At 70.8% G+C, this 25743-nt stretch carries 26 protein-coding genes; 19 read left to right on the forward strand and 7 right to left on the reverse strand.

The genetic code is table 11. The features are described from left to right. Nucleotides 1–3: 3 nt before the first annotated feature. A complete protein-coding gene (locus tag BM272_RS09550) occupies nucleotides 4–1764 on the reverse strand; it encodes a tetratricopeptide repeat protein (RefSeq protein WP_093428558.1) in 1761 nt (586 codons plus the stop codon). Between the two features lie 170 nt (nucleotides 1765–1934). Here BM272_RS09550 and hemA point away from each other — a divergent pair, with 170 nt between their 5' ends. The 6 genes from hemA (at nucleotide 1935) to BM272_RS09580 (ending at nucleotide 6798) form a co-directional block, all read left to right on the forward strand. Further along, on the forward strand, nucleotides 1935–3203 hold the full coding sequence (gene hemA / locus BM272_RS09555) for a glutamyl-tRNA reductase (RefSeq protein WP_093428559.1): 1269 nt from the start codon (nucleotides 1935–1937) through the stop codon (nucleotides 3201–3203). Further along, nucleotides 3200–4291: a peptide chain release factor 1 gene (gene prfA, locus BM272_RS09560; RefSeq protein WP_093428560.1), complete on the forward strand. Its 1092-nt coding sequence runs from the start codon at nucleotides 3200–3202 to the stop codon at nucleotides 4289–4291. Before hemA ends, prfA begins: the two co-directional genes overlap by 4 nt. Continuing rightward, entirely contained in the window at nucleotides 4288–5127 is an 840-nt protein-coding gene (gene prmC, locus BM272_RS09565; protein WP_093428561.1) for a peptide chain release factor N(5)-glutamine methyltransferase, read from the forward strand. Before prfA ends, prmC begins: the two co-directional genes overlap by 4 nt. A gap of 61 nt (nucleotides 5128–5188) precedes the next feature. Then, nucleotides 5189–5590 (forward strand): hypothetical protein, encoded by a 402-nt coding sequence (locus BM272_RS09570; protein WP_093428562.1) that lies wholly within the window; start codon nucleotides 5189–5191, stop codon nucleotides 5588–5590. Nucleotides 5591–5633: 43 nt separating this feature from the next. Then, nucleotides 5634–6386, forward strand: a complete 753-nt coding sequence (locus BM272_RS09575) for a HesA/MoeB/ThiF family protein (protein WP_093428563.1) — start codon at nucleotides 5634–5636, stop codon at nucleotides 6384–6386. Continuing rightward, nucleotides 6373–6798: a M67 family metallopeptidase gene (locus BM272_RS09580; RefSeq protein ID WP_093428564.1), complete on the forward strand. Its 426-nt coding sequence runs from the start codon at nucleotides 6373–6375 to the stop codon at nucleotides 6796–6798. Before BM272_RS09575 ends, BM272_RS09580 begins: the two co-directional genes overlap by 14 nt. Here BM272_RS09580 and hslO read toward each other — a convergent pair. The 4 genes from hslO to gatC are packed head-to-tail and all read right to left on the reverse strand — an operon-like array spanning nucleotide 6781 to nucleotide 10890. Then, nucleotides 6781–7659, reverse strand: coding sequence for an Hsp33 family molecular chaperone HslO (gene hslO / locus BM272_RS09585; protein ID WP_093428565.1), 879 nt, complete (start codon nucleotides 7657–7659; stop codon nucleotides 6781–6783). The two genes, BM272_RS09580 and hslO, sit on opposite strands and share 18 nt — an antisense overlap. 27 nt (nucleotides 7660–7686) lie before the next feature. Beyond that, entirely contained in the window at nucleotides 7687–9126 is a 1440-nt protein-coding gene (gatB, locus tag BM272_RS09590) for an Asp-tRNA(Asn)/Glu-tRNA(Gln) amidotransferase subunit GatB (RefSeq protein ID WP_093428566.1), read from the reverse strand. Between the two features lie 2 nt (nucleotides 9127–9128). Further along, complete coding sequence (gatA, locus tag BM272_RS09595) at nucleotides 9129–10568, reverse strand: Asp-tRNA(Asn)/Glu-tRNA(Gln) amidotransferase subunit GatA (RefSeq protein ID WP_399349512.1); 1440 nt, start codon at nucleotides 10566–10568, stop codon at nucleotides 9129–9131. Between the two features lie 34 nt (nucleotides 10569–10602). Beyond that, the gene (gene gatC, locus BM272_RS09600) at nucleotides 10603–10890 is read right to left on the reverse strand and encodes an Asp-tRNA(Asn)/Glu-tRNA(Gln) amidotransferase subunit GatC (protein ID WP_093428568.1); all 288 of its coding nucleotides are present in this window, start codon (nucleotides 10888–10890) and stop codon (nucleotides 10603–10605) included. A gap of 170 nt (nucleotides 10891–11060) precedes the next feature. On the opposite strand from gatC, the gene BM272_RS09605 reads away from it, so the two are divergent. From BM272_RS09605 to BM272_RS09665, 13 genes are all read left to right on the forward strand, one after another. Beyond that, on the forward strand, nucleotides 11061–12107 hold the full coding sequence (locus BM272_RS09605; RefSeq protein WP_093428569.1) for a rod shape-determining protein: 1047 nt from the start codon (nucleotides 11061–11063) through the stop codon (nucleotides 12105–12107). A gap of 85 nt (nucleotides 12108–12192) precedes the next feature. Continuing rightward, nucleotides 12193–13080: a rod shape-determining protein MreC gene (gene mreC / locus BM272_RS09610; protein ID WP_093428570.1), complete on the forward strand. Its 888-nt coding sequence runs from the start codon at nucleotides 12193–12195 to the stop codon at nucleotides 13078–13080. Next, complete coding sequence (gene mreD, locus BM272_RS09615) at nucleotides 13077–13562, forward strand: rod shape-determining protein MreD (protein ID WP_093428571.1); 486 nt, start codon at nucleotides 13077–13079, stop codon at nucleotides 13560–13562. The genes mreC and mreD overlap by 4 nt, the downstream gene beginning before the upstream one ends. 1 nt (nucleotide 13563) lies before the next feature. After that, entirely contained in the window at nucleotides 13564–15417 is a 1854-nt protein-coding gene (gene mrdA, locus BM272_RS09620; protein WP_093428572.1) for a penicillin-binding protein 2, read from the forward strand. After that, a complete protein-coding gene (rodA, locus tag BM272_RS09625; RefSeq protein WP_093428573.1) occupies nucleotides 15414–16535 on the forward strand; it encodes a rod shape-determining protein RodA in 1122 nt (373 codons plus the stop codon). The genes mrdA and rodA overlap by 4 nt, the downstream gene beginning before the upstream one ends. A gap of 137 nt (nucleotides 16536–16672) precedes the next feature. Next, nucleotides 16673–17644 (forward strand): lytic murein transglycosylase B, encoded by a 972-nt coding sequence (gene mltB / locus BM272_RS09630; RefSeq protein WP_093428574.1) that lies wholly within the window; start codon nucleotides 16673–16675, stop codon nucleotides 17642–17644. Further along, entirely contained in the window at nucleotides 17641–18492 is an 852-nt protein-coding gene (locus BM272_RS09635) for a septal ring lytic transglycosylase RlpA family protein (protein WP_093428575.1), read from the forward strand. The genes mltB and BM272_RS09635 overlap by 4 nt, the downstream gene beginning before the upstream one ends. Nucleotides 18493–18577: 85 nt before the next feature. Beyond that, nucleotides 18578–19735: a D-alanyl-D-alanine carboxypeptidase family protein gene (locus BM272_RS09640; protein WP_093428628.1), complete on the forward strand. Its 1158-nt coding sequence runs from the start codon at nucleotides 18578–18580 to the stop codon at nucleotides 19733–19735. A gap of 2 nt (nucleotides 19736–19737) precedes the next feature. Then, nucleotides 19738–20604 carry a D-amino acid aminotransferase gene (locus BM272_RS09645; protein ID WP_093428576.1) on the forward strand — a complete coding sequence of 289 codons (867 nt, stop codon included), beginning with the start codon at nucleotides 19738–19740 and terminating at the stop codon, nucleotides 20602–20604. A 9-nt stretch (nucleotides 20605–20613) separates the two neighbouring features. After that, nucleotides 20614–20880 carry a YbeD family protein gene (locus BM272_RS09650; RefSeq protein WP_093428577.1) on the forward strand — a complete coding sequence of 89 codons (267 nt, stop codon included), beginning with the start codon at nucleotides 20614–20616 and terminating at the stop codon, nucleotides 20878–20880. Continuing rightward, nucleotides 20877–21542 carry a lipoyl(octanoyl) transferase LipB gene (gene lipB, locus BM272_RS09655; RefSeq protein ID WP_275886933.1) on the forward strand — a complete coding sequence of 222 codons (666 nt, stop codon included), beginning with the start codon at nucleotides 20877–20879 and terminating at the stop codon, nucleotides 21540–21542. Before BM272_RS09650 ends, lipB begins: the two co-directional genes overlap by 4 nt. Then, on the forward strand, nucleotides 21532–22500 hold the full coding sequence (lipA, locus tag BM272_RS09660; protein WP_093428578.1) for a lipoyl synthase: 969 nt from the start codon (nucleotides 21532–21534) through the stop codon (nucleotides 22498–22500). Before lipB ends, lipA begins: the two co-directional genes overlap by 11 nt. Nucleotides 22501–22521: 21 nt before the next feature. After that, nucleotides 22522–23268 (forward strand): YdcF family protein, encoded by a 747-nt coding sequence (locus BM272_RS09665; RefSeq protein WP_093428579.1) that lies wholly within the window; start codon nucleotides 22522–22524, stop codon nucleotides 23266–23268. A gap of 21 nt (nucleotides 23269–23289) precedes the next feature. Here BM272_RS09665 and BM272_RS09670 read toward each other — a convergent pair whose 3' ends face one another. Both BM272_RS09670 and BM272_RS09675 read right to left on the reverse strand, forming a co-directional pair. Next, the gene (locus BM272_RS09670) at nucleotides 23290–24633 is read right to left on the reverse strand and encodes a L,D-transpeptidase Cds6 family protein (RefSeq protein ID WP_093428580.1); all 1344 of its coding nucleotides are present in this window, start codon (nucleotides 24631–24633) and stop codon (nucleotides 23290–23292) included. Next, a complete protein-coding gene (locus tag BM272_RS09675) occupies nucleotides 24630–25703 on the reverse strand; it encodes a tetratricopeptide repeat protein (RefSeq protein WP_093428581.1) in 1074 nt (357 codons plus the stop codon). The genes BM272_RS09670 and BM272_RS09675 overlap by 4 nt, the downstream gene beginning before the upstream one ends. Between the last annotated feature and the right edge of the window lie 40 nt (nucleotides 25704–25743).

Genomic DNA, 25743 nt, shown 5'->3' on the forward strand with positions numbered 1-25743 from the left:
GGCCTACTCCAGATACCGGTGCATGGTCTCGCGGAGGATCTCCGCATCGGGGTCCTCGGCCAGACCCGCTTCCCAGATCCGGCGCGCCTCCTGCTCGCGGCCGCTCTCCCAGAGGACCTCGCCGTAGTGGGCGGCGATCTCCGGGCCCGGGGCCGCCTCCCAGGCCCGCCGGAGCCACTTCTCGGCCTCGGCGAGGTTCCCCAGGTGGTATTCCACCCACCCCATGCTGTCGAGGATGTTGGGGTCCTCGGGCTCCAGCTCCAGGGCGCGCTGGATGTATTCCCGCGCCTCGGCGTGGCGGTCGGTCTGGTCGGTCAGGGTGTAGCCCAGGGCATTGAGGGCGTGGGCGTGGTCGGGGGCCTGCCGCAGGAGCTGGCGCAGGTCCTGCTCCACGCGCTCCACGCGCCCCAGCTCGGCGGCGGCCATGGCCCGGCCGTAGAGGAGTTCGGCCTGGTCGGGGAAGTTGGCCAGGGCGGTGTTGTAGACCTCGAGAGCGGCCTCGGGGTGACCGTGGCGGACCAGCAGGCGCCCCTCGGCAAGCCCCAGCCGCACCGACTCACCGCGCTCCCGGGGCTCGGCCGCCTGGAGATAGTGGCGCGCCGCCACCAGGTCCCCTTCCTCCGCCATGAGCCAGGCGGCCCGGATGCGTGCATCCACGGCGTGCTGCCCGCCGGCCACCTGGCGGTAGGCGGCCAGCGCCTCCGCCTGTTCGTCCTGCTCCTCCAGGGAGAGCCCCAGGTAGTAGGCGGCCTCCTGCCCCCGTTCGCCGGCCGCAGGCCCCTCCACCAGTTGCCGGAAATGCTTCTCGGCAGCGGCCCAGTCGCCCTGCTCCAGTCCCAGCAGGCCCAGGGCGAAGCGGACCTCGGGATCCTCCGGGTCCTCCTTCGCCAGGTGGGAGAACTGCCGGCGGGCCTCGGCCACTCGCCCGCTGTCCACCAGATAGCGGGCGTAGGTCAGCCGCAGGCCACGGTTGTCAGGTTGCGCCGCCACGGCCTCCTTGAGGTCCGGCAGGGCGGCGGTCGCCTCGCCGGCGCGGGAGCGCTGGATGGTGGCCCGCAGGAGGAGCGCCCGGGTCCAGTCCGGGCGCTCCTCCAGGACGCCCTCCACGGCCTCCAGGGCTTCGTCATGGGCGCCCAGCGAATTGGCCAGGCGAGCCCGCGCGAAGCCGATATCGAGGTTCTCCGGATGGCGGCGAACCAGCTCGCCCATGACCGCCAGCGCCTGCTCGCGATGCTCGCGGCTGTCCAGCAGGCCACGAAGGGCCTCGAAATCCAGTTCCGCGCCCTCCAGGTCCAGCAGGATCTCCAGCTGTTCCACCGCCTGCTCCTGCTCGCCGTCCCGAATGAATAGGGCGGCCAGGGTCTGCCGGGCGCGGGCGTTCCCGGGGGCCACCTCGACCCAGAGCGGGACGGCCTCCCGGACCATCGCCTCGTCGCCGGCGAAGAAGGCGATCATGGTGGCCCGCGCTACCACGGCCGGGTCCCGGGTGGCCTGGGCGGCCCGTAGATAGTATTCGGCGGCGACGTCCAGCTGGTGGAGCTGGCCGGCGATCTCGGCTACCAGGAGGGCATAGAGGACCTCGGCGCTTAGTTCGGAATCGGGAACCTCTTCGACCTCGTCCTCTTCGACCGCCGGCTCCTGGGCCGCCGGTGGCGGCTGCTGCACCGCCTCGTCCCCGGATTCCGGAGACACGAGGCCCGCGCAGCCGGTGGCCAGCAGGGGGAAGAGCAACAGCAGGAGGCGGGCGGGAACGGCTAGCGGCATGAGGCGGACGGCGTCCCTGAACAGCGGCGGATGATCTTCACACTATAGTGAATCATGATCGCCCGGGACACCTCCATGACGCGGGGGAGCCGCAGAAGACGGGCGGCCCGGGAAGTTGAGTTCGGCTGACCCTTGCCCCAGAATGACCATATAAGAGAGGGTCGGGTTCCATGTCGCTGATCGCATTCGGTCTCAATCACAGAACGGCCCCGGTGGCCATCCGGGAGCAGGTCGCCTTCCCGCCGGAGAGGCTGGACGAGGCGCTGGCCGATCTGCGCGCCTCGGTGGGTGTCGAGGAGGCCGCCATCCTCTCCACCTGCAACCGTACCGAGATCTACTGCGGCGGCGACCGCCCTCCGGCCACCGAGGAGCTGGTGAGCTGGTTCTCCCGCTACCACGACCTGGAACCGGCCAACGTCGCCCCCTACGTCTACGTCCATCCGGACCGCGATGCGGTGCGCCAGGTCATGCGCGTGGCCAGCGGCCTCGACTCCCTGGTCCTGGGCGAGCCCCAGATCCTCGGCCAGCTCAAGGGCGCCTACGAGGCCGCCACCGCCGCCGGCTCGGTGGGCGGGCAGCTCAACCGCCTCTTCCAGCAGACCTTCGCCGCCGCCAAGCAGGTCCGCACCGACACCGCCATCGGGGCGAGCGCCGTCTCCGTCGCCTACGCCGCGGTGAGCCTGGCGCGCCAGTTCTTCGACGACCTGGGCCACCACACCGCCCTGCTCCTGGGGGCCGGCGAGACCAACGACCTGGTCGCTCGCCACCTCCACGAGGCGGGCATCGGCCGGGTCATCGTCGCCAACCGGACCGTGGAGCGGGCGCGGGACGTGGCCCACCCGGTGAACGGCTTCGCCATCGGCCTGGACGAGGTGGAGGCCCACCTGGCCGAGGCCGACCTGGTGGTCTCCGCCACCGCCAGCGAGGAGCCGCTGATCACCAAGGCCATGGCCAAGCGCATCGTCAAGAAGCGCCGTCACCGGCCGGTACTCATGGTGGACATCGCCGTGCCGCGGGATATCGACCCGGCCGCCGGCGAACTGGACGACATCTACCTCTACGCGGTGGACGACCTCCAGGCCATCATCAAGGAGGGGCTGCGCTCCCGTCAGGCCGCGGCCATGCAGGCCGAGGAGATCATCGACGCCCGCGCCGACCACTACATGGCCTGGCTGCGCGCCCAGGATGCCGTGGGGACCATCCGGACCTTCCGCGAGCACACCCACCAGCTCCAGGCCGAGGAATTCGACCGCGCCCGGCGCCAGATCGCCGCCGGTCGCGATCCCGAGGCGGTCCTGGCCGAATTCGGCCGGCGCCTGACCAACAAGTTCATCCATACCCCCACGGTGGCGATGAACCAGGCGGCCCAGCGCGGCGATGAAGAGATCGTCCGGGCCGCCCGCCACCTCTTCGACATCCCGGAAGACGACGCACAGTGAAGGCCAGCATCCGCGACCGCCTCGACCGCCTGGTGGATCGGCTGGAGGAGGTGGACGGCCTCCTCGCCGATCCCGAGACCCATACCGATCCCGACCAGTTCCGCCGGCTCTCCCAGGAGCACGGCCAGCTCTCGCCGGTGGTGAGCACCTACCAGGACTACCTGGGGGTCCTCGACGACATCGAGGCCGCCCGCACCATGGCCGCCGAGGACGATGCCGAGATGCGGGAGATGGCCGAGGCCGAGCTGGAGACGGCGCAGACCCGGGCCGAGGAGCTGGAGTGGGAGCTGCAGCGGCTGCTCCTGCCCACGGATCCCAACGACGAGAAGAGCCTCTACCTGGAGATCCGCGCCGGGGCCGGCGGGGACGAGGCGGCCCTCTTCGCCGGCGACCTCCTGCGCATGTACAGCCGCTACGCGGAGAATCGCGGCTGGCGCACCGAGGTCCTCTCGGAATCGGAAGGTGAGCACGGCGGCTACCGGGCCGTGGTGGCCCGCATCGACGGCCGCGGCGCCTTCTCCCGGCTGAAGTTCGAGTCCGGCGCCCACCGCGTCCAGCGCGTGCCGGAGACCGAGTCCCAGGGCCGGATCCACACCTCCACCTGCACCGTGGCGGTAATGCCGGAGGCCGATGAACTCGCCGACGTGACCATCGACACCAACGACCTCAAGGTGGACACCTTTCGCGCCTCCGGCGCCGGCGGCCAGCACGTCAACAAGACCGACTCCGCCATCCGGCTCACCCACCTGCCCACCGGTATCGTGGTGGAGTGCCAGGAGGAGCGGTCGCAGCACAAGAACCGCGCCCGGGCCATGTCCTTTCTCCAGGCCAAGCTCCAGCAGCAGCAGGAGGATGCCCAGACCCAGGAGCGCGCCGAGACCCGGCGCGCCCTGGTCGGCACCGGCGACCGCTCCGAGCGGATCCGGACCTACAACTTCCCCCAGGGCCGGGTCACCGACCACCGCATCAACCTGACCCTGCACAAGCTCGAGGCGGTCCTCGCTGGCGACCTGGATCCGCTCATCGACGCCCTGACCAGCGAGCACCAGGCCGACCAGCTCGCAGAGCTGGCCGGCGCCGAGGCATGACCATCGACGGTCTCCTGGCGGAGGCCGTAGCCGGACTCACCGCCACCAGTGACTCCCCGCGCCTGGACGCCGAACTCCTCCTGGCCGAGACCCTCGGGCGCAACCGGACCTGGCTGCGCACCTGGCCGGAGGTGACCGTGGAGGCTCCGCTGGCGACCCACTTCCGGGAACAGGTGGCCCGCCGCGCCGCCGGCGAGCCAGTGGCCTACCTGCTGGGCCGAACGGGCTTCCACGCCATCGACCTGGCGGTGACCCCGGCCACCCTCATCCCCCGCCCGGAGACCGAGGAACTGGTGGAGCGCGCCCTGGAGCTGGGTGGGGCAGCGGGCGCCGACCGCGCTCGAGTCCTGGATATCGGTACCGGCAGCGGCGCCATCGCCCTGGCCCTGGCCGCCGCCCGGCCGAACTGGACCGTGACCGCCACCGACAACAGTTCGGCGGCCCTCGCCGTGGCCGCCGCCAACGCCGCCGAACTGGGCCTGGAGCGGGTGGAACTGCACGCCGGGGACCTCTTCGCCGGGCTGACCGGCCCCTGGGAGCTCATCGTGAGCAACCCGCCGTACATCGCCGCCGACGACCCCCATCTGGGGGCAGGCGACGTCGGCTTCGAGCCCCGTGGCGCTCTGGCCGCCGGCCCGGACGGGCTCGACTGCCTGCGCCGACTGGCGGCGGAGGGCCCGGCACACCTCGTCCCCGGCGGGTGGCTGCTGGTGGAGCATGGCTGGGACCAGGGGGCGGCGGTCCCGGATCTCTTCACGGAAGCGGGCCTGGCGGAGGTGGCGACCCACCGCGACCTGGCCGGCCAGGAGCGGTTCACGGAGGGGCGGCGCCCTTGAACCGCAGAGCCCAGCGGCTATGCTGGGAGAGCCATTCCCGGGACTGGAACGAGGGAGCGCGATGGAAGACCGCATCAAGGTTCGGGAGATCGCCTTCCAGATCCCGCACCCCGATCCCGATCAGGCACGTACGGCGCTGGAGTCGGTAACGGCCATCGACGGGGTGCTGGAGGCGATCCACCACGGACCGCAGCTGCTGGTGGTGCACTACGACGTGCGCTACATCACCCTGGAGGAGCTGGAGGGGCTCTGCCAGGAGTTCGGCCTGCACCTGGACAACAGCCTCCTCTACCGGCTCAAGCGCGCCCTCTACCACTACACCGAGGAGACCCAGCGCGCCAATCTGGCCGGCTGCGACAAGGGCCAGCACAACTGCACCGAGCACGCCTTCATCGTCACCTACCAGCGCCACCGCCACGGCCGTCGGGACGAGCGCCCGGAGTACCTGCGCAACTACCTCTGAGCCGCTACCATGGGGCCTTCGCCAGCCCCGACGGCCCTGCCCCATGAACGACGAACAGCTCCTGCGCTACGGCCGCCAGATCCTCCTCGACGGCGTCGACATCGCCGGCCAGCAGCGCCTGGCCGACAGCCGCATCCTCATCCTCGGCCTCGGCGGCCTGGGCTCCCCCGCCGCCCTCTACCTGGCCGGGGCCGGGGTCGGCGAGCTGGTCCTGGTGGACGACGATGTCGTCGAGATCTCCAACCTCCAGCGCCAGATCGCCCACACCACCGCCGAGGCGGGCGCGGCCAAGGCCGAGTCCGCCGCCCGACGGATCGCGGCACTCAATCCGGAGGTCACCACCCGCCCCGTCACTCGACGGCTGGACGAGGCCGGGCTGGCCGCCGAGGTCGCCGGCGTCGACCTGGTCCTGGACTGCTCCGACAACTTCCCCACCCGCTTTGCCCTCAACCGCGCCTGCGCCGCCGCCGGCCGACCCCTGGTCTCCGGGGCGGCCATCCGCCTGGAGGGCCAGGTGGCGGTCTTCGACCATCGCACCGGCGGCCCCTGCTACCGCTGCCTCTACCGCGAGGAGGGGGCCGAGGCGGAGCGCTGCAGCGAGGCCGGGGTCCTGGGACCGGCGGTGGGGATCGTGGGGAGCTGGCAGGCCGCGGAGGCACTGAAGCTGCTACTGGGAGTGGGGACGCCGCTCACCGGCCGGCTGCTCATGCTCGACCTGGCAGCCGGGGACTGCCGTACGCTGACCCTGCGCGCCGACCCGGCCTGTCCGGTCTGCGGGGGCCATGGCGACGCCTGAGGTGCCACCCGGGCGGCTGCTGGCGACGCTGCTGGAACGGGCGCGGCGCTCGCCGGGGCAGGAGATCTGCGGCCTGCTGGTCCGCGATGGTGACGGCGCCTGGCATCACTGGCCGGTGACCAACGCCCACGAGTCGCCGGAGCGGGCCTTCCTCATGGAGCCGGGGGAGCAGATCGCCGCCTTTCGCGCCCTGCGGGAGCGGGCGTGGACCCTGGCCGCCATCTACCACTCCCACCCGGAAGGCGAGGCGATCCCCTCGGCCACGGACGCCGCCGAGGCGGCGTGGGAGACCCTGCACCTGCTGGTTGCCCCGCGGGCGGCAGCACCGGTTCGCGGCTGGTGGTGGGATGGTGGGCGATTTACCGAGGTAGCGCTGCCACCGCCGGACGGGGACTCAATGCCGGGTCGGTGAACCACCCAGGGGGTCGTCGGCGGCGAAGAGCTGCTCGGCGTCCACCGGGTCGAAGTGGAAGTGGCGATTGCAGAACTCGCAGTTCACGTCCACGGCACCCTGCTCGGCGATGATGGAGCGGACCTCGTCCACGCCCAGGGAGCGCAGGGTGCCGGCCACCCGCTCGCGGCTGCAGGAGCAAGCAAAGCGCACCGGCTCGGCCTCGAACAGCCGCAGGTCCTCCTCGTGGAAGAGGCGGTGCCGCAGCCGGTCCCCGTCCAGCCCCAGCAGTTCGGCCTCGGTCACGGTATCGGCCAGGTGGCAGGCGCGCTCCCAGGTATCGCTGTCCTCATCGCTCTGGCCGGGGATGCGCTGGAGCATGAGGCCGCTGGCCCGGCGGCCGTCCACCGCCAGCCACAGCCGCGTGGGGAGCTGCTCGGACCGATCCAGATAGCCCTCGAAGGCGCCGGCCAGATCGGCCCCCTCCAGGGGGACGATGCCCTGGTAGCGCTCACCGCCGTCCTCCGGCTCCAGGGTGATGGCCATGCGGCCGTCGCCGAAGGCGGCTGCCAGGTCCGCCCCCTCGGGAACCCGGGCGTTGGATTGCGCCATGCCGCGCAGGGTCCGCTGGGCGGTGGCCTCGGCCACCAGCAGGTTCACCGGCCCGTGGCCGCTGACCTGCACCACCAACCGGCCGTAGCCCTTGAGAGTGGACCCCATCAGGCCCGCGGCCACCAGGGTCTCCCCCAGCAGGCGCCGCACCGGGGTGGGATAGTCGTGGCGGGCAAGGATCGCCTGCCAGGTCCCGTCCAGGTGGAGGTACTGGCCGCGCACCGCGGCGTGCTCGAAGAGGAAGCGCTGGAGGGTGTCCTGGCTGCTCATTACCTTCCGCCAGAGCCGCGATGCGGCTCAGCCATTGAGCTTCTCCTTGAGCCGCTCGTTGACCTGCTGGGGGTTCGCCTTGCCGCCGGAGGCCTTCATCACCTGGCCGACGAAGAAGCCCATGAGCTTGTCCTTGCCGCCGCGGTAGGCCTCTACCTGCTCCGGATTGGCGGCCATGACCTCGTCGATGACGGCATCGATGGCGGAGGTATCGGTGATCTGCTTGAGCCCCCGCGCCTCGATGACCGTATCGGCATCGCCCTCACCGGCCCACATGGCCTCGAAGACCTCCTTGGCGATCTTCCCGGAGATGGTCTCGTCCTGGATCCGGTTGAGCAGGCCGGCCAGCCCCTCGGCGGAGACCGGGCTCGCGGTGATGTCGAGGTCGTCCCGGTTCATGGCTGCGGCCAGCTCGCCGGTGACCCAGTTGGCGCAGAGCTTGGGGTCATCGCCTACGGCGGCGACCACGGCCTCGTAGTAGTCGGCCAGGGCGCGGGTATCGGTGAGCACCGCGGCGTCGTAGCGGGAGAGGCCGTAGTCGGCCATGAAGCGATCGCGCTTGGCGTCCGGCAGCTCCGGCAGGGCGGAGCGGGCCTCGTCCACGAAGGCCTGGTCGATGGCCAGCGGCAGCAGGTCGGGATCGGGGAAGTACCGGTAGTCGGTGGCCTCCTCCTTGCTGCGCATGGAGCGGGTCTCGTCCTTCGCCGCGTCGTAGAGGCGCGTCTCCTGGACCACCCGGCCGCCGCCCTCGAGGACGTCGATCTGGCGCTCCACCTCGAAGTCGATGGCGCGCTCCAGGAAACGGAAGGAGTTGACGTTCTTGATCTCCGTCCGGGTCCCGAAGCGGTGCTCGCCCACCGGCCGCACGGAGACGTTGGCGTCCATGCGGAAGGAGCCCTCCTGCATGTTGCCGTCGCAGATCTCCAGGTACTGGACCAGGGCGTGGAGCTTGCGGGCGTAGGCGGAGGCCTCCCTGGCCGTGCGCATGTCCGGCTCGGAGACGATCTCCAGCAGCGGCGTCCCGGCCCGGTTGAGGTCGATCCCGCTCATGCCGTGGAAGTCCTCGTGGAGCGACTTGCCGGCATCCTCCTCCAGGTGGGCCCGGGTGATGCCGATGGTCTTGGCCTCGTCGGCCCCCTCCGGCTCGATGGCCATCTCGCCATGGCGGACCACCGGCAGCTCGTACTGGCTGATCTGGTAGCCCTTGGGCAGGTCGGCGTAGAAGTAGTTCTTCCGCGCAAAGACCGAGGTGGGCGCGATCTCGGCGCCGATGGCCAGGCCCAGCTTCACCGCCATGCGCACCGCCTCGTGGTTGAGCACCGGCAGCACCCCGGGCATGGCCAGGTCGATGGCGCAGGCCTGGGTGTTGGGCTCGGCGCCGTAGGCGGTGGAGGCGCCGGAGAAGATCTTGGTCTGCGTGGCGAGCTGGGTGTGGATCTCCAGCCCGATGATGGTCTCCCACTCCATGATTACGCCCCCTCGCCGTTGGCCGTGGCTCCGGGCGCCACGCGCTGGTGCCAGTCGGTGACCTGCTGATAGCGGTGGGCGGCGTTGAGCAGGCCCGGCTCGTCGAAGTAGTTGCCGATGAGCTGCAGCCCCACCGGGCGGCCGTCCACCAGTCCCGCCGGCACCGACATCGCCGGCAGGCCGGCGAGGTTGGCGGCGATGGTGTAGATGTCCGACAGGTACATGGAGACGGGGTCGGTCTTCTCGCCGATATTGAAGGCCGGCCCGGGGGCGGTGGGCCCGAGCAGCAGGTCCACCTCCTCGAAGGCGGCCATGAAGTCGTTCTTGATGAGCCGGCGCATGCGCTGCGCCTTGAGGTAGTAGGCGTCGAAGTAGCCGGCGGAGAGGGCGTAGGTCCCCACCATCACGCGGCGCTTGACCTCGTCGCCGAAGCCCTCCCCGCGGGAGCGCTTGTAGAGGTCCTCCAGGTCCTCGGGATCCTGGCAGCGGTGGCCGTAGCGCACGCCGTCGAAGCGCGAGAGGTTGGAGGAGCACTCCGCCGGGGCGATGACGTAGTAGGTCGGCACGGCCAGCTCAGCATGGGGCAGGGAAACCTCGCGGATCTCGGCGCCCAGGCCGCGGAACTCCTCGATGGCGGCCTCCAGGGCGCGCGCGGTGCCCGCATCCAGACCACTGCCGAAGTACTCCTTCGGCAGGCCGATGCGCAGCCCCTCGAGACTGCGCCCCAGCCCCTCGGTATAGTCCGGCACCGGCTCCTGGAGGCTGGTGGAGTCGCGCTCGTCGAAGCCGGCCATGGCGCCGAGCAGCAGCGCACAGTCCTCGGCGGTGCGCGCCATGGGGCCCGCCTGATCGAGGCTGGAGGCGAAGGCGATCATCCCCCAGCGGGAGACGCGGCCGTAGGTGGGCTTGAGCCCGGTCACGCCGCACAGCGCCGCCGGCTGGCGAATGGAACCGCCGGTATCGGTCCCGGTGGTGCCGGGGACCAGGCCGGCGGCCACCGCCGCCGCCGAGCCGCCGGAGGAGCCACCCGGCACCGCCTGCGGGTCCCAGGGGTTGCGCACGGGGCCGTAGTAGCTGGTCTCGTTGGACGACCCCATGGCGAACTCGTCCATGTTGGTCTTGCCCAGGTTCACCAGCCCGGCGCCCGCCATCCGTTCCACCACGGTGGCGTCGTAGGGGGCGACGAAGGAATCGAGCATGCGCGAGCCGCAGGAGGTCTTGAGCCCGTCGGTGCAGAAGATGTCCTTGTGGGCCATGGGCAGCCCGGCCAGCGGCCCGGCCCGACCGGCGGCGCGCTCGGCATCGGCGGCCCGGGCCGCGGCGCGGGCGCCCTCGGCATCCACGGTAATGAAGGCGTTGTGCGTATCCGCGTCGATCCGCTCCAGCGCCTCGGTGACCAGCTCCTCGCCGGAGCAGTCGCCGGCGGCCACGGCGTCGCGCATCGCGCGCAGGGTCTTCGGTTTATCAGCCATGGTCCTACTCCACCACGCGGGGAACGAGGTAGAGGCCATCCTCCACCGCCGGGGCCAGCGCCTGGAAGCGCGGCCGGTCGACGGTCTCGGTGACCTCGTCGGCGCGCAGCCGCTGGGTCGCCTCCATGGGGTGGGCCAGCGGCTCCACTCCCTCGGTGTCCACGGCGTTCATGCGCTCGACGAACTCCAGGATCTCCGAGAGGTTGCGGGCGTAGTCAGGGACGGCCACCTCATCCAGGGCCAGACGGGCCAGATGGGCGACCTTTTCGACGTCGGATCGGTCGAGGGCCATGGTCGGAATTTCTCCGGGATACGCGGATTTCAGGGGCCAGAAAACAGGCCGTGAAATCTATCACACCCCCGTGCTTGCCCCAATCCCCCCCCGTTGATAGAGTCATCGGCTTATCCGCGCCGGATCCTTCATCCGGACCTGTTGCGCACGCCGCGAGAGAGCACGCTTCCATGCTAGGACGTTTCCGGGGACTCTTCTCCAACGACATCTCCATCGATCTGGGTACTGCCAACACCCTCATCTATGTCCGGGGCAAGGGCATGGTTCTGGACGAACCGTCGGTCGTGGCCATCCGCCAGGACCGGGGGCCCGGCGGACCCAAGGCCATCGCAGCGGTGGGCGTCGATGCCAAGCGCATGCTCGGCCGGACCCCTGGAAACATCGTCGCCATCCGGCCCATGAAGGATGGCGTCATCGCCGACTTCACCGTGACCGAGAAGATGCTCCAGCACTTCATCCGCAAGGTCCACGAGGCGCGCTTCTTCAAGCCGAGCCCGCGGGTCCTCATCTGCGTACCCTGCGGCGCCACCCAGGTGGAGCGCCGGGCCATCCGGGAGTCGGCCGCCGGGGCCGGGGCCCGCGAGGTCTACCTCATCGAGGAGCCCATGGCGGCGGCCATCGGCGCCGGCATGCCCATCACCGAGGCCCAGGGCTCCATGGTTCTGGACATCGGCGGCGGCACCAGCGAGATCGCCGTCCTCTCCCTCAACGGCATCGTCTACTCCTCCTCGGTCCGTGTGGGCGGGGATCGCTTCGACGAGGCGATCATCAACTACGTCCGGCGCAAGTACGGCTCCCTCATCGGCGACGCCACCGCCGAGAGCATCAAGCAGGAGATCGGCTCCGCCTATCCGGGCAGCGAGGTCCGCGAGATCGAGGTCCGCGGCCGCAATCTGGCCGAGGGCGTCCCGCGCTCCATCACCCTGAACTCCAACGAGATCCTGGAGGCGCTCCAGGAGCCGCTCTCGGGTATCGTCGAGGCGGTGAAGACCGGTCTGGAGCAGACCCCGCCGGAGCTGGGAGCGGACATCGCCGAGCGCGGCATGGTCCTCACCGGCGGCGGCGCCCTGCTGCGCGACCTGGACCGGCTCCTCATGGAGGAGACCGGCCTGCCGGTGCTGGTGGCCGACGAGCCGCTGACCTGCGTCGCCCGCGGTGGCGGTCGCGCCCTGGAGATGATGGACGAGTACGACGGCGAGCTGTTCAGCCTGGAATGATGATGGCGGTACGCCCTCTCGGGGCCTCCCCTAGCATCGACAGCCTCAGGGGGCATACGCCCTCGGGGGGTCGTTCATAAAGTCCCTGTTCGTCCATGGCCCTTCGGTCACCGCCCGCCTGGTCCTGGTCACCCTCCTCTCGGTGAGCCTGATGGCCGTCGACCATCGCCAGAATCACCTGGAGACCATCCGCGGAATGGTCTCCACGGTGATCTATCCCCTGCAGCTGGCTGCCGACGCACCCGCCTCACTGGCCGGCATGCTGTCCAGCGCCATGACCTCCCAGCGCGATCTCCGGCGGGAGCTGGCAGAACTCAAGCGGGAGCGCCTCTTCCTGGAGGCGGAGCTCCAGCGCATGGCGGCCCTGGAGGCGGAGAACGAGCGCCTGCGCCGACTGTTCGAATCCAGCCGCGCCCTGGACGAGCGGCTGGAGATCGCCGAGATCCTCTCCGTGGACCTCGACCCCTTCAGCCGCCAGGTCGCCCTGAACAAGGGCAGCCAGCAGGATCTCTATCGCGGCCAGCCCGTGCTGGACCGGGACGGCGTCATGGGTCAGCTCACCCATGTGGGCCCGCTCTCCAGTACTGCCATGCTGCTCACCGATCCGGCCCACGCCATCCCGGTCCAGATCAATCGTACCGGTCGCCGGGCCATCGCCGTGGGCACCGGTTCGGCGGAGCGGCTGGACATCCCCTACATCCCCAACAACGCGGATATCCGGAACGGTGACCTGCTGGTCACCTCCGGCCTGGGAGGGCGCTTCCCGTCCGGCTATCCGGTCGCCCGGATCACGAACATCGAGCCGCGCCCGGGTGAATCCTACGCCCGCGTCGACGCCGAGCCGCTGGCCCGGATCCACCGGGTCCGCGAGGTCCTGCTGGTCTGGTCCGACCAGGGCGACAACCCGGCCGGGGAGCCATCGGTGCCGGCCGAGACGGCGCCGGCCGGGGCGGCCGACGAGGAGGCGCCATGAGCACCGGCCGTCGCGGCATTGGCCTCATCTTCGCCACCTTCGTGGCCGCACTGGTCCTGACCCTGGTGCCCATGCCGGACTGGAGCCGGCTGCTGCGCCCCGAGTGGACCCTGCTGGTGCTTACCTACTGGGCCATGGCGACCCCGGATCGGGTGGGCGTGGGCGTGGCCTGGCTCCTGGGGCTCTTCCAGGATGTGGCCGTGGGGACCCTGCTGGGCCAGCACGCCCTGACCTTTGCGCTGGTCACCTACGTGGTCCTGCGGCTGCATCCGCGGCTGCGGATCTATCCCGTGTGGCAGCAGGCGGTAAGCCTGCTGGTACTGGTGGCGCTGCACCTGCTCGTCACCCGCTGGATCATGGGCTTTACCGGGAATGCCCCCGAGACCCTGTGGTTCTGGGCCCCGGCCGCCACCAGCGCCGTCCTCTGGCCGTTGATCTTCGTCTTCCTGCGCCGACTGCGTCGGCGCTACCGTATCGCCTGAGATGGCCGATAATCACACCCTGCGCGACAAGGTCCGGGAGAGTCGGGTTGCCACCGTGCGCATCATCACGGCAGGCGTCATCGCCGGCCTTTTGCTGGTGGCACTCGGGGGCAGGCTCTTCTACCTCCAGATCCTCGACCATGAACGGCTGGCCACCCAGTCCCAGGCCAACCGGCTGAACCTCCAGCCGCTGCCGTCCACCCGGGGCCTGATCTACGACCGCGACGGCCGCCTGCTGGCGGAAAATGTCCCCACCTACAGCCTGGAGGTGGTGCCCGAACGGGTGGACGACCTGGGGGCCACCCTGACCGCTCTGCGCGAGGTCATCCCCTTCAGCGATGCCCAGCGCGAGCGCTTTCTGGAAGAGGTCGAGCGCAGCCGCTCCTTCGAGAGCATCCCCCTGCGCCTGCGACTCACCGAGAAGGAGGTCGCCCGCTTCGCCATCGACCGCCACCGCTTCCCCGGAGTGGATATCGAGGCGCGACTGTCCCGCCATTACCCCCTGGGCGAGACCACGGCCCACGTGGTCGGCTACGTGGGCCGGATCTCGGCCGAGGAGGTCCGCCAGGCGGAGCCCGGTGCCTACCGCGGCCGGACCCACGTCGGCAAGGTCGGCATCGAGGCCGCCTATGAGGAATCACTCCGCGGGGAGACCGGCTTCGAACGGGTGGAGACCAACGCCCAGGGTCGCGTCCTGCGCGTGGTGGAGCGCGAGGACCCGATCCCCGGCCGCGACCTCCACCTGACCATCGATGCCGAGCTCCATCGTGCCGCCCACGACGCCTTCGGCGAGGAGAGCGGCGCCCTGGTCGCCCTGGAGCCGGAGACCGGCGACGTCCTCGCCCTGGTCAGCTCCCCCGGCTACGACCCCAACGGATTCGTACGAGGCATGGAGCGGGAGGCGCTGAACGTCCTGAATCTGTCGCCCAACCAGCCCCTGTTCAACCGCGCCATCCGGGGCCGCTACCCTCCCGGCTCCACCATCAAGCCGCTGGTGGGCCTGGCCGGCCTGGAGACGGAGACGGTGGATCCCGACGATACCGTGGACTGCCACGGCCACTACGAGCCGGAGTTCGAGGACGAGCGGACCTACCGGGACTGGAAGGAAGAGGGTCACGGCCCCACGGATCTCCACAAGTCCATCGCCCAGTCCTGCGACGTCTACTACTACGACCTCGCCTACCACCTGGGCATCGACCAGCTGGCCCCCTTCCTGGAGCGCTTCGGCCTGGGCCGGCCCACCGGCATCGACCTGGAGGGGGAGCGCGCCGGCGTGGTCCCCTCCCGGGAATGGAAGGAGGAGAACCGCCACGTCCGCTGGTTCCCCGGGGAGACCCTCATCACCGGCATCGGCCAGGGCTACATGCTGGCGACCCCCCTGCAGCTCGCGGAGGCCACGGCCACGCTGGCCAACGGCGGCCACCGCATGCGCCCCCGGGTGGTCGCCCGGGAGGAGGGGCCCGAGGAGACGACCCCCCATCCCCCGGAGGAACAGGCCGACCTGGAGCTGGATCCCGGCAATGTCGAAGACGTCCGCGAGGGCATGGAGGGCGTCATCCACGGCCTGCGCGGGACCGCCCGCTCCATCGGCTGGCGCATCAACTACCGGATGGCCGGCAAGACCGGGACGGCCCAGGTCTTCGGCCTGGAGGAGGGCGAGGAGTACGTGGAGGAGGAGATCGTCAAGCGCCTCCGGGACCACGCCCTCTTCGTCGCCTTCGCCCCCGCGGACGATCCCGAGATCGCCGTGGCCGTCATCGTCGAGAACGGCGGCAGCGGCGGGGCCGTCGCGGCCCCCATCGCCGAGCGGGTCATCACCCGCTTCCTGGAGTCCCGCGCCGAGGAGGGCTCATGAGCAGCTCCGACCTCCCGGATACCGGCATGCTCTACAAGCGGCGCCTGAGCGATCGCCTGCACGTGGACATCCCCCTGCTGGTAGCGCTGCTCATCATCCTGGGCGGCGGTCTGGTGGTCATCTACAGCGCCAGTGACGAGAATCTCGGCCTCGTCTGGCGGCACGGAGCTCGCGCCGGTGCCGGTCTCCTCGGCGCCCTGTTCCTCGCCCAGATCCCCCCCGAGCAATTGCGCCGACTGCTGCCCTGGATCTACGGGCTGGGACTGGTCCTCCTGGTACTGGTCCTCTACCTGGGGGATGCCAGCAAGGGGGCCCAGCGCTGGCTGGATCTCGGTTTCGTGCGCTTCCAGCCCTCGGAGCTGATGAAGCTCGCGGTCCCCGGCATGGTGGCCGCCTATCTGGCCAACACCGGCCTGCCCCCCGGCTTCCGCCATACCATGCTGGCACTGGCCCTGGTGGCCCTGCCCACCGGCCTGGTCATCCAGCAGCCCGATCTCGGAACGGGCCTGCTTATCGCCTCCTCCGGCTTCATCGTCCTCTTCCTGGGCGGGCTCCACTGGCGCTGGCTGGCGACCGGGGCCGCCCTGCTGGCTGCCTCGCTCCCGGTGGCCTGGAACCTCATCCACGACTACCAGCGCAGTCGCGTGCTGACCTTCCTCAACCCGGAGCGGGATCCCCTGGGGGCGGGCTACCACATCATCCAGTCCAAGATCGCCATCGGTTCCGGCGGCCTCTACGGCAAGGGCTGGCTCAACGGCAGCCAGTCCCATCTGGAATTCCTGCCGGAGCGCTCGACGGACTTCATCTTCGCGGTGCTCGCCGAGGAGTTCGGCTTCGCCGGCGGCCTCGCCGTCCTCGCCGCCTACGCCTTCGTCATCGGCCGCGGCCTGATGATCGCCCTGCAGGCCCAGGACGTCTTCGGCCGCCTGCTGGCCGGCGGGATCAGCCTCGGCTTCTTCGTCTACGCCTTCGTCAACATCGGCATGGTGGCCGGCCTTCTTCCCGTAGTCGGCCTGCCCCTGCCCCTGGTGAGCTACGGCGGCAGCTCCCTGGTCTCCCTCATGGCCGGTTTCGGCCTGCTCATGTCCATCCAGACCCACCGCCGCTTCATCCACTAGCCCTGCAATCAGTTGGTTACGCGATCTCATTCACGATCCACGAGAAAAGGTTCGATGAAACCCACGCCAGTCGCGCAATTCCGTCTTGCACGGGGGCGGCGTTGCGCTACCATGGGGCCGTTCCCCGGAGGGCCTCCATGCGCGTTCTGATCCTGCTCCTCGCCCTGCTGACCGGCCTGCCGGCCGTCGCCCAGCCCATTGCCGAACAGCCCGGCTTCGACGCCTTCGTCGAACGCATGGAGCGCGAGCACGGCTTCAATCCCGAGCGGCTGCGCGCCCTCTTCGACGGGGTGGAGATCCGCGAGGACATCATCGCCACCATCAAGCGGCCGGCGGAGAGCCTCCCCTGGTACCGCTACCGGCCCATCTTCCTCACCGAGGAGCGCATCCACGCCGGGGCCGAGTTCTGGGAGGAGCACCGGGAGACCCTGGCGCAGGCGCAGGCGGAATACGGCGTGGACCCGGCGGTCGTGGCCGGGATCATCGGCGTGGAGACCTATTACGGCCGCCACAAGGGGGACGACCCCCTGCTGGAATCCCTGGGCACCCTGGGCTTCGCCTACCCGCCCCGGGCCGACTTCTTCCGGGGCGAGCTGGAGGAGTTCCTGCTCATGGCCCGCGAGGAGCAGCTCGACCCCGCGGAGGTGACCGGGTCCTACGCCGGAGCCATGGGGCGTCCGCAGTTTATCGCCAGCTCCTTCCGCGCCTTCGCCGTGGACTTCGACGGCGACGGCCGCCGCGACCTCTGGAACAGCTGGCCCGACACCATCGGCTCGGTGGCGCGCTACATCGCCGACCACGGCTGGGAGGCGGGCGAACCGCTGCTCCACCGCCTCCCCGAGGATACCGAGGCGCCGCTGGAAGAGCTGGCCGAGGAGGGGCTCAAGCCCTCCCTCACCGTCAACGAGCTCCGTGAGAGGGGGCTGGCGCTGGAGGGTCTGGCCGGCGATCGCAAGGCAGCGGTGGTACGGCTGGAGCAGGAGGAGGGCCACGACCACTGGCTCGCCTTCGGCAACTTCTACGCCATTACCCGCTACAACCACAGCGAACTCTACGCCATGGCCGTCCATCAGCTCGGGGAGGCCATTCGGGAGGAGGTCGACGGGTGAGCACCCTGGGCCGATGGGTGGTCGGGCTGGCCGCCCTCCCCCTCCTGCACGCCTGCGGTTCGCTGCCCACCGAACCCGGTGACGGCCCGCCGGAGAAGACGGTGGACGTCTCCGGTGTTCCCGAGCCGGTCCCGCGGGCCGAGCCACCCAGCCGCTACGGCAACCCGGATTCCTACGAGGTCTTCGGCGAGACCTATCACGTCATGGACTCCAGCGACGGCTACCGCGAGCGCGGTCACGCCTCCTGGTACGGCACCAAGTTCCACGGGCAGCGCACCTCCAGCGGTGAACCCTACGACATGTTCGCCCTCACCGCCGCCCACAAGAGCCTGCCGCTGCCCACCTACGTGGAGGTTACCAACCTGGACAACGGCCGCTCCCTGGTGGTGAAGGTCAACGACCGCGGCCCCTTCCACGAGGGCCGGATCATCGACCTCTCCTACGCGGCCGCGCGGCGGCTGGGCGTCTATGCCACCGGGACCGCCCCCGTGGAGGTCCGGGCGCTGAACCCCGCCGCCGACGAGGAGAACCCCGAAGAGGGCGCCACCCCCGAGCAGCGACCGGACGAACTCATGGAGCTGGTGCAGAACGCCGGCTCCGTCGGGGAACGGGCGGAGGCCGGGCCGGTCTATCTCCAGGTGGGCGCCTTCCGCGAGGCGGACAACGCGACCTCCCTGCGGCGACGGCTGGAGGCGGCCGACGGCATCGGCCCCGTGGCGATCCGGGAGGAGGCCGGCATCCACCGGGTCCGGGTCGGACCCCTGGACGATCGCGGCCACGCCCGGCGCCTGGGCCAGCGGATCGCCGACCTGGGACTGCCGCCCCCGGTGGTCGTCCCGTCGCGCTAGCGTCTACTGTCTCTCGATTCCAGCAGGTAGAATGGAACACGAACCTTCCGGAACCCCGGCAACCATCACCGACACCGAGCACACCATGCATCGACGCCCTGCCCGCTTCCCGCTACTGGCCACCCTCCTCCTGCTCGCGGCGTGGCTGCCGCCGGCCCTGGCGGCCCCGCCCTCCATGGTCCCGGCGCCCCCCGAGGTGGAAGCCGGCGGCTGGGTACTGCAGGACTTCCAGAGCGGCCACGTCATCACCGAGAACAACGCCGAACAGCGCATGGAGCCGGCGAGCCTCACCAAGATGATGACCGCCTACGTGGTCTTCAACGAACTGGAATCGGGCAACATCGCCCTGGACGACGAGGCCCGGATCAGCGAGAAGGCCTGGCGCATGCCGGGTTCGCGGATGTTCATCGAGGTGGACACTCGGGTCACGGTGGAGAAACTCCTCAAGGGCATGATCATCCAGTCGGGCAACGACGCCAGCGTCGCCCTGGCCGAGCACGTGGGCGGTTCCGAGGAGGCCTTCGCCGGCATGATGAACGGCCACGCCGACCGACTGGGCATGGACGGCACCCACTTCGTCAACGCCACCGGCCTGCCCCACGAGGAGCACTACTCCACCGCCCGGGACATGGCACGGCTGGCGCGCGCCCTGGTGCGCGACTTCCCCGACCACTACGAGTGGTACAGCCAGCGCAAGTACACCTACAACGGCATCACCCAGTACAACCGGAACAAACTGCTCTGGCGGAACCCCCACGTGGACGGGCTGAAGACCGGCCACACCGAGAGCGCCGGCTACTGCCTGGTGACCTCCGCCCAGCGCGAGGAGATGCGCCTGGTCTCGGTGGTCATGGACGCCGAGAGCGAGGAGGCACGGGCGCGGGAGAGCGACAAGCTCATCAACTACGGCTTCCGCTTCTTCGCCACCCACAAGCTCTACGACGCCGGCGAGACGCTCACCGAGTCCCGGGTCTGGAAGGGCAAGACGGAGGCCCTGCCCCTGGGCATCGACGAGACCCTGTGGGTAACCATCCCGCGCGGCCGCTACGATGCCCTGGATGCCTCCATGGAGCTGGACCGGCCCATCATGGCGCCGGCCGCCGCCGGCGAGCGTTACGGAACCCTGCATATCGAGTTCAACGGCGAGACGCTGGAAGAGCGTCCCCTCCGGGCGCTGGAGGGGGTCGAGGAGGGCAGCCTCTGGACCCGGCTGGTGGACAACGTCGTCCTCCTGTTCCGCTAGGCATGAGCGAGCCCACCGTCTACCTCGACGGCCTCTACCTCCCCCAGGGGGAGGCGCGGGTGCCGGTCCTCGATCGCGGCTTCATCTTCGGTGATGGCGTCTACGAGGTGCTGCCGGTCTATGCCGGCGAACCCTTCCGGCTGGCCCAGCACCTGGAGCGGCTGGAGCGCAGTCTGCGCCTCACCGCCATGGCCAACCCCCACGGCCGCGAGGGCTGGGAGCGGGTCATCCGCGAGGTGGTCCGCCGCAACGGCGGCGGCGACCAGTCGGTCTACCTCCAGGTGACCCGGGGCGCTGCCCGGCGCGACCACGCCTTCCCGGACGACACGCCGCCCACCGCCCTGGTCATGAGCAGCCCGCTGACGCCGCCGAGCGCGGAGGATCTGGCCCGGGGGGCCGAGGTCATCAGCCGGCCCGATCCGCGCTGGCTCCACTGCGATATCAAGACCACCTCCCTGCTGCCCAACGTCCTGCTGCGCCAGGAGGCGCTGGAGGCCGACGCCGACGAGGTGATCCTGGTCCGCGACGGCGTGGTCACCGAGGCGGCTACCGCCAACCTCTTCCTGGTCCGGGATGGCCGGCTGCTCACCCCGCAGCAGGGGCCCCACCTCCTGCCCGGGATCACCCGGGACCTGGTCCTGGAGCTGGCGGCCGACCAGGGGATCCCCGCCGGCGAGGCGGCCCTGGACCGGACCGATCTCGCCGCCGCCGACGAGATCTGGCTGACCTCCTCCACCCGCGAGGTCCGGCCGGTGACCCGCCTGGACGGGCGGCCGGTGGGTACCGGCGAGGCAGGCCCCCTGTGGCGCCGCCTCCACACCGCCTACCAGGCCTGCAAGGACCGCATCCGCGCCGGCGAGGCACACTAGGAGGGGGACATGAGCGAGGAAGAGACCGCCTTCGAATTCCCCTGCACCTTCCCGTTGAAGGTGATGGGCAGCCATGACGAGGCCTTCGAGAGCGAGGTGCTGGCCCTGGTCCGCGACCACGTGGGCGAGCCGGGCGAAGAGGCCATCCAGCGCCGTGCCAGCCGCAACGGGCGCTACCTCTCGCTGACGGTGACCTTCACCGCCACCAGCAAGGCCCAGCTGGACGACCTCTATCGCGCTCTGAACGCCAGCGACCGGGTCCTGATGACGCTGTGACCGGGACGGTGAGCGGAACCGGCCTGCTGCTGCGGCGCCTGGGCCAGCGGGAGTACGAATCCACCTGGGCCGCCATGCGCGCCTTCACCGAGGGCCGCACCGAGGCGACGCCGGACGAGCTCTGGCTGCTGGAGCACCCGCCGGTCTTCACCCTGGGGCGCAATGCCGCCCGGGAGCACCTCCTGGACCCCGGCGACATCCCCACCGTCGCCGTGGACCGGGGCGGCCAGGTCACCTACCATGGACCGGGCCAGGCGGTGCTCTACACGCTGGTGGACCTGCGCCGCCGCGGCCTCGGGGTCCGGGCGCTGGTGGACGCCCTGGAGGGCGCCACCGTGGACTGGCTGGCCGCACAGGGCATCGCCGCCGCCACCCGGCGCGACGCCCCCGGGGTCTACGTGGAGGGGGCCAAGATCGCCTCCCTGGGGCTGCGGGTCCGCCACGGCCGCGCCTACCACGGCCTGGCGCTCAACGTGGATGCCGACCTGGCCCCCTTCGATCGCATCAACCCCTGCGGCTACCGCGGCCTGCCGGTGACCCGGCTCGCGGACCTGGGGGTCGAGACCACACCCGAGGCGGCCGGTGCCGGGGTGGCCGGTAAACTGGCCGAACGCCTGGGCTCACGCATCCGCCCCACCGAGGGAGCCGACCATGCCGGATAACACCCCCGATCCCGCCGCCCCGAGGACGCCGCACCCCGGCAAGGGCGCCTCCAAGACCAGCCGTATCCCCATCAAGGTGGTGCCGGCGGAGCGGCCCCAGCCCAAGCCCCACTGGATCCGGGCCAAGTCGCCGACCAGTCCGGAGGTCGCCCGGCTCAAGGGCGTGCTGCGGGAGCAGGAGCTGGTCACCGTCTGCGAGGAGGCCTCCTGCCCCAACCTGGGGGAGTGCTTCGCCCACGGCACCGCGACCTTCATGATCCTCGGCGAGGTCTGCACCCGCCGCTGCCCCTTCTGCGATGTCGCCCACGGCCGGCCGGAGCCGCCGGACCCGGAAGAGCCCCGCCACCTCGCCGATACCGTGGCGCAGATGGGGCTCGAGTGGGTGGTGATCACCTCCGTGGACCGGGACGACCTGCGCGACGGCGGTGCCCAGCACTTCGTCGACTGCATCACCGCCCTGCGGGAGACCAGCCCCGGCACGGCGGTGGAGATCCTGGTTCCCGACTTCCGTGGCCGCCAGGAACGGGCCCTGGCGATCATGGGCGGCGGCGTTCCCGATGTCTTCAACCACAATCTCGAAACGGTTCCGCGCCTCTACAAGGCGGCGCGCCCGGGGGCCGACTACGAGGTCTCCCTGCGCCTGCTGGCCGACTTCCGCGCGGCCCATCCGCAGGTCCCCACCAAGTCGGGACTCATGCTCGGGATCGGGGAGGAGATCGACGAGGTGGAGCAGGTCATGGCCGATCTGCGGGACCACGGGGTGACCATGCTCACCCTGGGCCAGTACCTCTCCCCGGGCCCCAACCACCTCCCGGTCCACCGCTACGTCCACCCGGACGAGTTCGATGACCTCGGCCGGAAGGCGAAGGCCATGGGCTTCGAGCAGGTGGCCAGCGGCCCCATGGTCCGCTCCTCCTACCACGCCGACCGCCAGGCGGCGGGCGAGACGGTCCGCTAGGGCCCGCCCCGGGGGCGACCGATGCAGCGCCTCCTGGAGGCCCTGATCCTGCCACCGGGCAGTGGCCTCCTGCTCCTGCTGGCCGCCCTTCTGGCCCTGCGCGCCGGCTGGCGCCGGAGCGCCCGGGCGGGTCTGGTGGCGGCCCTCCTCCTCCTCTATCTGCCTGCCACCCACTGGGGTGCCGCCATGCTCATGCAGGCCGCCCAGGGACCGGCGGTGGCCGAGCAGGCAGGGGCCCGGGCCGAGGCAGGGGCCATCCTGCTCCCCGGCGCTGGTCGCGCCCCGACGCCGGCCGGGTCGCGATATCCGGCCCGACCCTCGGCCCTGGCGAAGGAGCGGCTTCTCCGGACCGCCCAGCTGGCTCGGGAGACCGGACGGCCGGTGGTCACCTCCGGTGGTGATCTCGATGGACTGGGCGAGCCGGAGGCCGAGACCCTGGCGCGGGAGCTGGTGCAGCTGGGGATCCCGGTGCGCTGGCGGGAGGGACGCGCCGCCAATACCCGGGAGAATGCGGTTCGAAGCGCGGCCCTGCTGCGCGAGGCGGGGATCCGGCGCGTCTGGGTCGTCACCCAGGCCTGGCACATGCCGCGCCTGCGGGCGAGCTTCGCCGGCACCGGCGTGGAGCCGGTCCCGGTGGCGATCGGTCGGATCCCGGCGATCCCGCCAACCCCGGATAACCTCCTGCCGAACGCCGGTGCCCTGCGGCGCAGCGCACTGGCCCTGCACGAGCTGGCCGGCCAGGCCTGGTACGGCCTGCGTTACGACTGAACCCGTCGGCTCGGGGGTACCTCAGGGCGCCGGCCCCTCGTAGAGGACGGACCAGTCACCGGCCTCGCGGCGAAGGTAGAGCTGCTTGTCCATAACGCCGCGGTAGTTGTTGGAGTCGTAGTCCTGGCGGAACCGGGCCACGACCAGGTTGCCAGCCCGGCCTGCGGCGGAATCGGGATAGGCGAGGAGGGCACGGCGTTCCAGCCGGATGGCCTGATCGGTCTTGGTGGCCAGCACCCGGCGCTTGTAGTCGGTCCACCTCGCGCGCTCCCCGCGCGGGCTCCAGAAGTCGGCATCGTAGTACGCCAGGTACCGCTCCACCGCCATGGCCTCCCAGCTGCGGCGCCACCCCTCCACGGCCTGCCGGGCCGCGCGGCGCCGCTGGCGCCACTGCTCGTGGTCGATCCAGTCCAGCCGCTCGGCGATGATGACCGGCGTCCCCGCGGACACGGAGCCGCGCAGATCCTGCAGATTGAGGTTGGGCAGGACGACGCAGCCCTCGCTGTCCAGCGGCGGCCGGCTGAAGAAGCGCCGATCGGTGCCGTGGAGCCAGATCCCGTAGCCGGTCTTGCCACGTCGGCGATCCAGGGGGTTGGGATAGTCCAGGGTGAAGGCGCCCAGGCCGTACTCCGCGGGGAGTTCGCCGTCCTCCAGGAACTCCTGCACGAAGTAGACCCCCTCCGGCGTGCGGAGATCCCCCTCGCGCTCCTTGTCACCGCGGGCCTGGCCGGTGCTGACGTAGTGGTCGCGGATCCGGCGTGGCGGCCGGCCATCACCACGACGCTCGTAGACGTAGAGCCGGTTGTGGCGCTTGTCCACCAGGAGCGCCACCGGGTTCTCCGGGGAGAGCTGGAGGAGCGCGGCGGGGACGCGAGCGGTGCGCAGGGTCTCGAGATAGCCCTCCAGGCGCGCCCGGGCCTCGGCGCGAAGGGCATTGCGGCTGAGGTCGCCCTCTCCCTCCACGGCCGCGGCGACGCCGTTACCGCCCAGCCCGGCGACCACCCGGGAACGGCTCAGCAGCAGATCACCGCGCACCAGGTGGGCGAGCTGGAAATCGGGCGCGCGCCGGACCACCTCGTCCAGGGACTCCAGCGCGGCCGCGTAGTCGCCCTCACGGAAGTGGATCAGCCCCAGCAGCAGGCGCGCCTCGGTATCGCCGGGATGGCGCCGGACCCGCTGACCCAGGCGCTCCCGGGCCCGCTGCAGAAGGTCGCCGTCGGCCTCTTCGGCAATGACACGGGGGGAGAAGCCGCTGCCGGGGTAGTCGGCGGCGCGGTTGAAGGCCAGCTGCTCGGCAACGGCGGGGGCGAGAAGGCCGATAACGAGAACCAGACCCCCGAGGGAACCCGCGAGGAAACGAGTCATCGCTCCAGGACTTTGAGGGTCTGTTCGTTACTGATGACCCAGCGTCCCTCCTCGAGCACCATCTGGAGGGACTTGAGAGTGACGTCGGCGTAGGAGTCGGCGTCGTAGTGCTGGCGAACGATGGCCGTGGCGGTGTCCGGGCCGGTGTCCCAGACCTCGATGCGGTCGAGCTCCACCTGGATCCACTCCGGCCGCTGGATGCGCCGGCGCCGCTGCTCCTCCCACTCCTCGCGGTTCAGCCCCTCGGGAGAGTAATCCGCCGCATAGGCGGCGACATACTCCGCCACCGCCTGCTCCGACCAGGCGCTTGCCCAGTCATGCAGGCGGCGGGTGACGGCCCGTGTGACCGCCTCATCGGCCCGGACCTGCAACGCCTCGTTCTCGCTGCGCGCCGAACCACCCTCGTCGGCGGCCGCGGCGCCCTCCTCGTCGGCCGCATCCTCCGCCGGCTGCGGATCAGCGGGCTCTGCCGCCTCGCTACCGGCATCGGCATCGGCATCGTCCTTGTCCTCGACGCTGGCCATGAGCGAGACCCGACCGCGACGGGGCTCTTCCAGGGCGGCCAGCTCACGCAGGCCGGGCTCTTCCCGCTCCTCCTCGGGATCGAGCTGGAGCGCATGGGCGTAGGAGCGGCGCGCCATCTCTACATAGACGGTGCTGAGGTTCTCGTAGAGAGTGGAGTAGACCTTGCTGGTCGCCAGCCCCTTTTCCAGGGCGTCCCGGGCGGACTCCAGCTTGCCCTGGCGGGCCAGGAGGACCGCCAGGTTGTTGTAGGGCTCGGGCATCTCGGGATGGTCGGCGACGAGCGCCTCGAGGCGCTCGATGGCGCCCTCCTCGTCCCCCTCCCGGGCCAGGATGCGGGCGCGGACGAAGCGCGCCCCCGGATGGTCCGGCTGCTCCGCCAGGATGGATTCCACTCGCTCGCGCGCGGCCTCGAGATCCCCCTGCTGGAGGGTCTCCTTGACGGATTCCAGATCCAGCGGAGGCTCCGCGACCGCTACGGCCGGGGAAGCACCCAGCAGCAGGGCCAGCAGGCCGGCCAGGCTGTATGTACGTAGCGGTCTGTCCACGATCCCTCCTCCACGGCGCTACCCTATCCTAACGGAAACC

Origin of the sequence: Thiohalospira halophila DSM 15071, from assembly GCF_900112605.1 — a bacterium.
GTDB lineage: Bacteria > Pseudomonadota > Gammaproteobacteria > Thiohalospirales > Thiohalospiraceae > Thiohalospira > Thiohalospira halophila.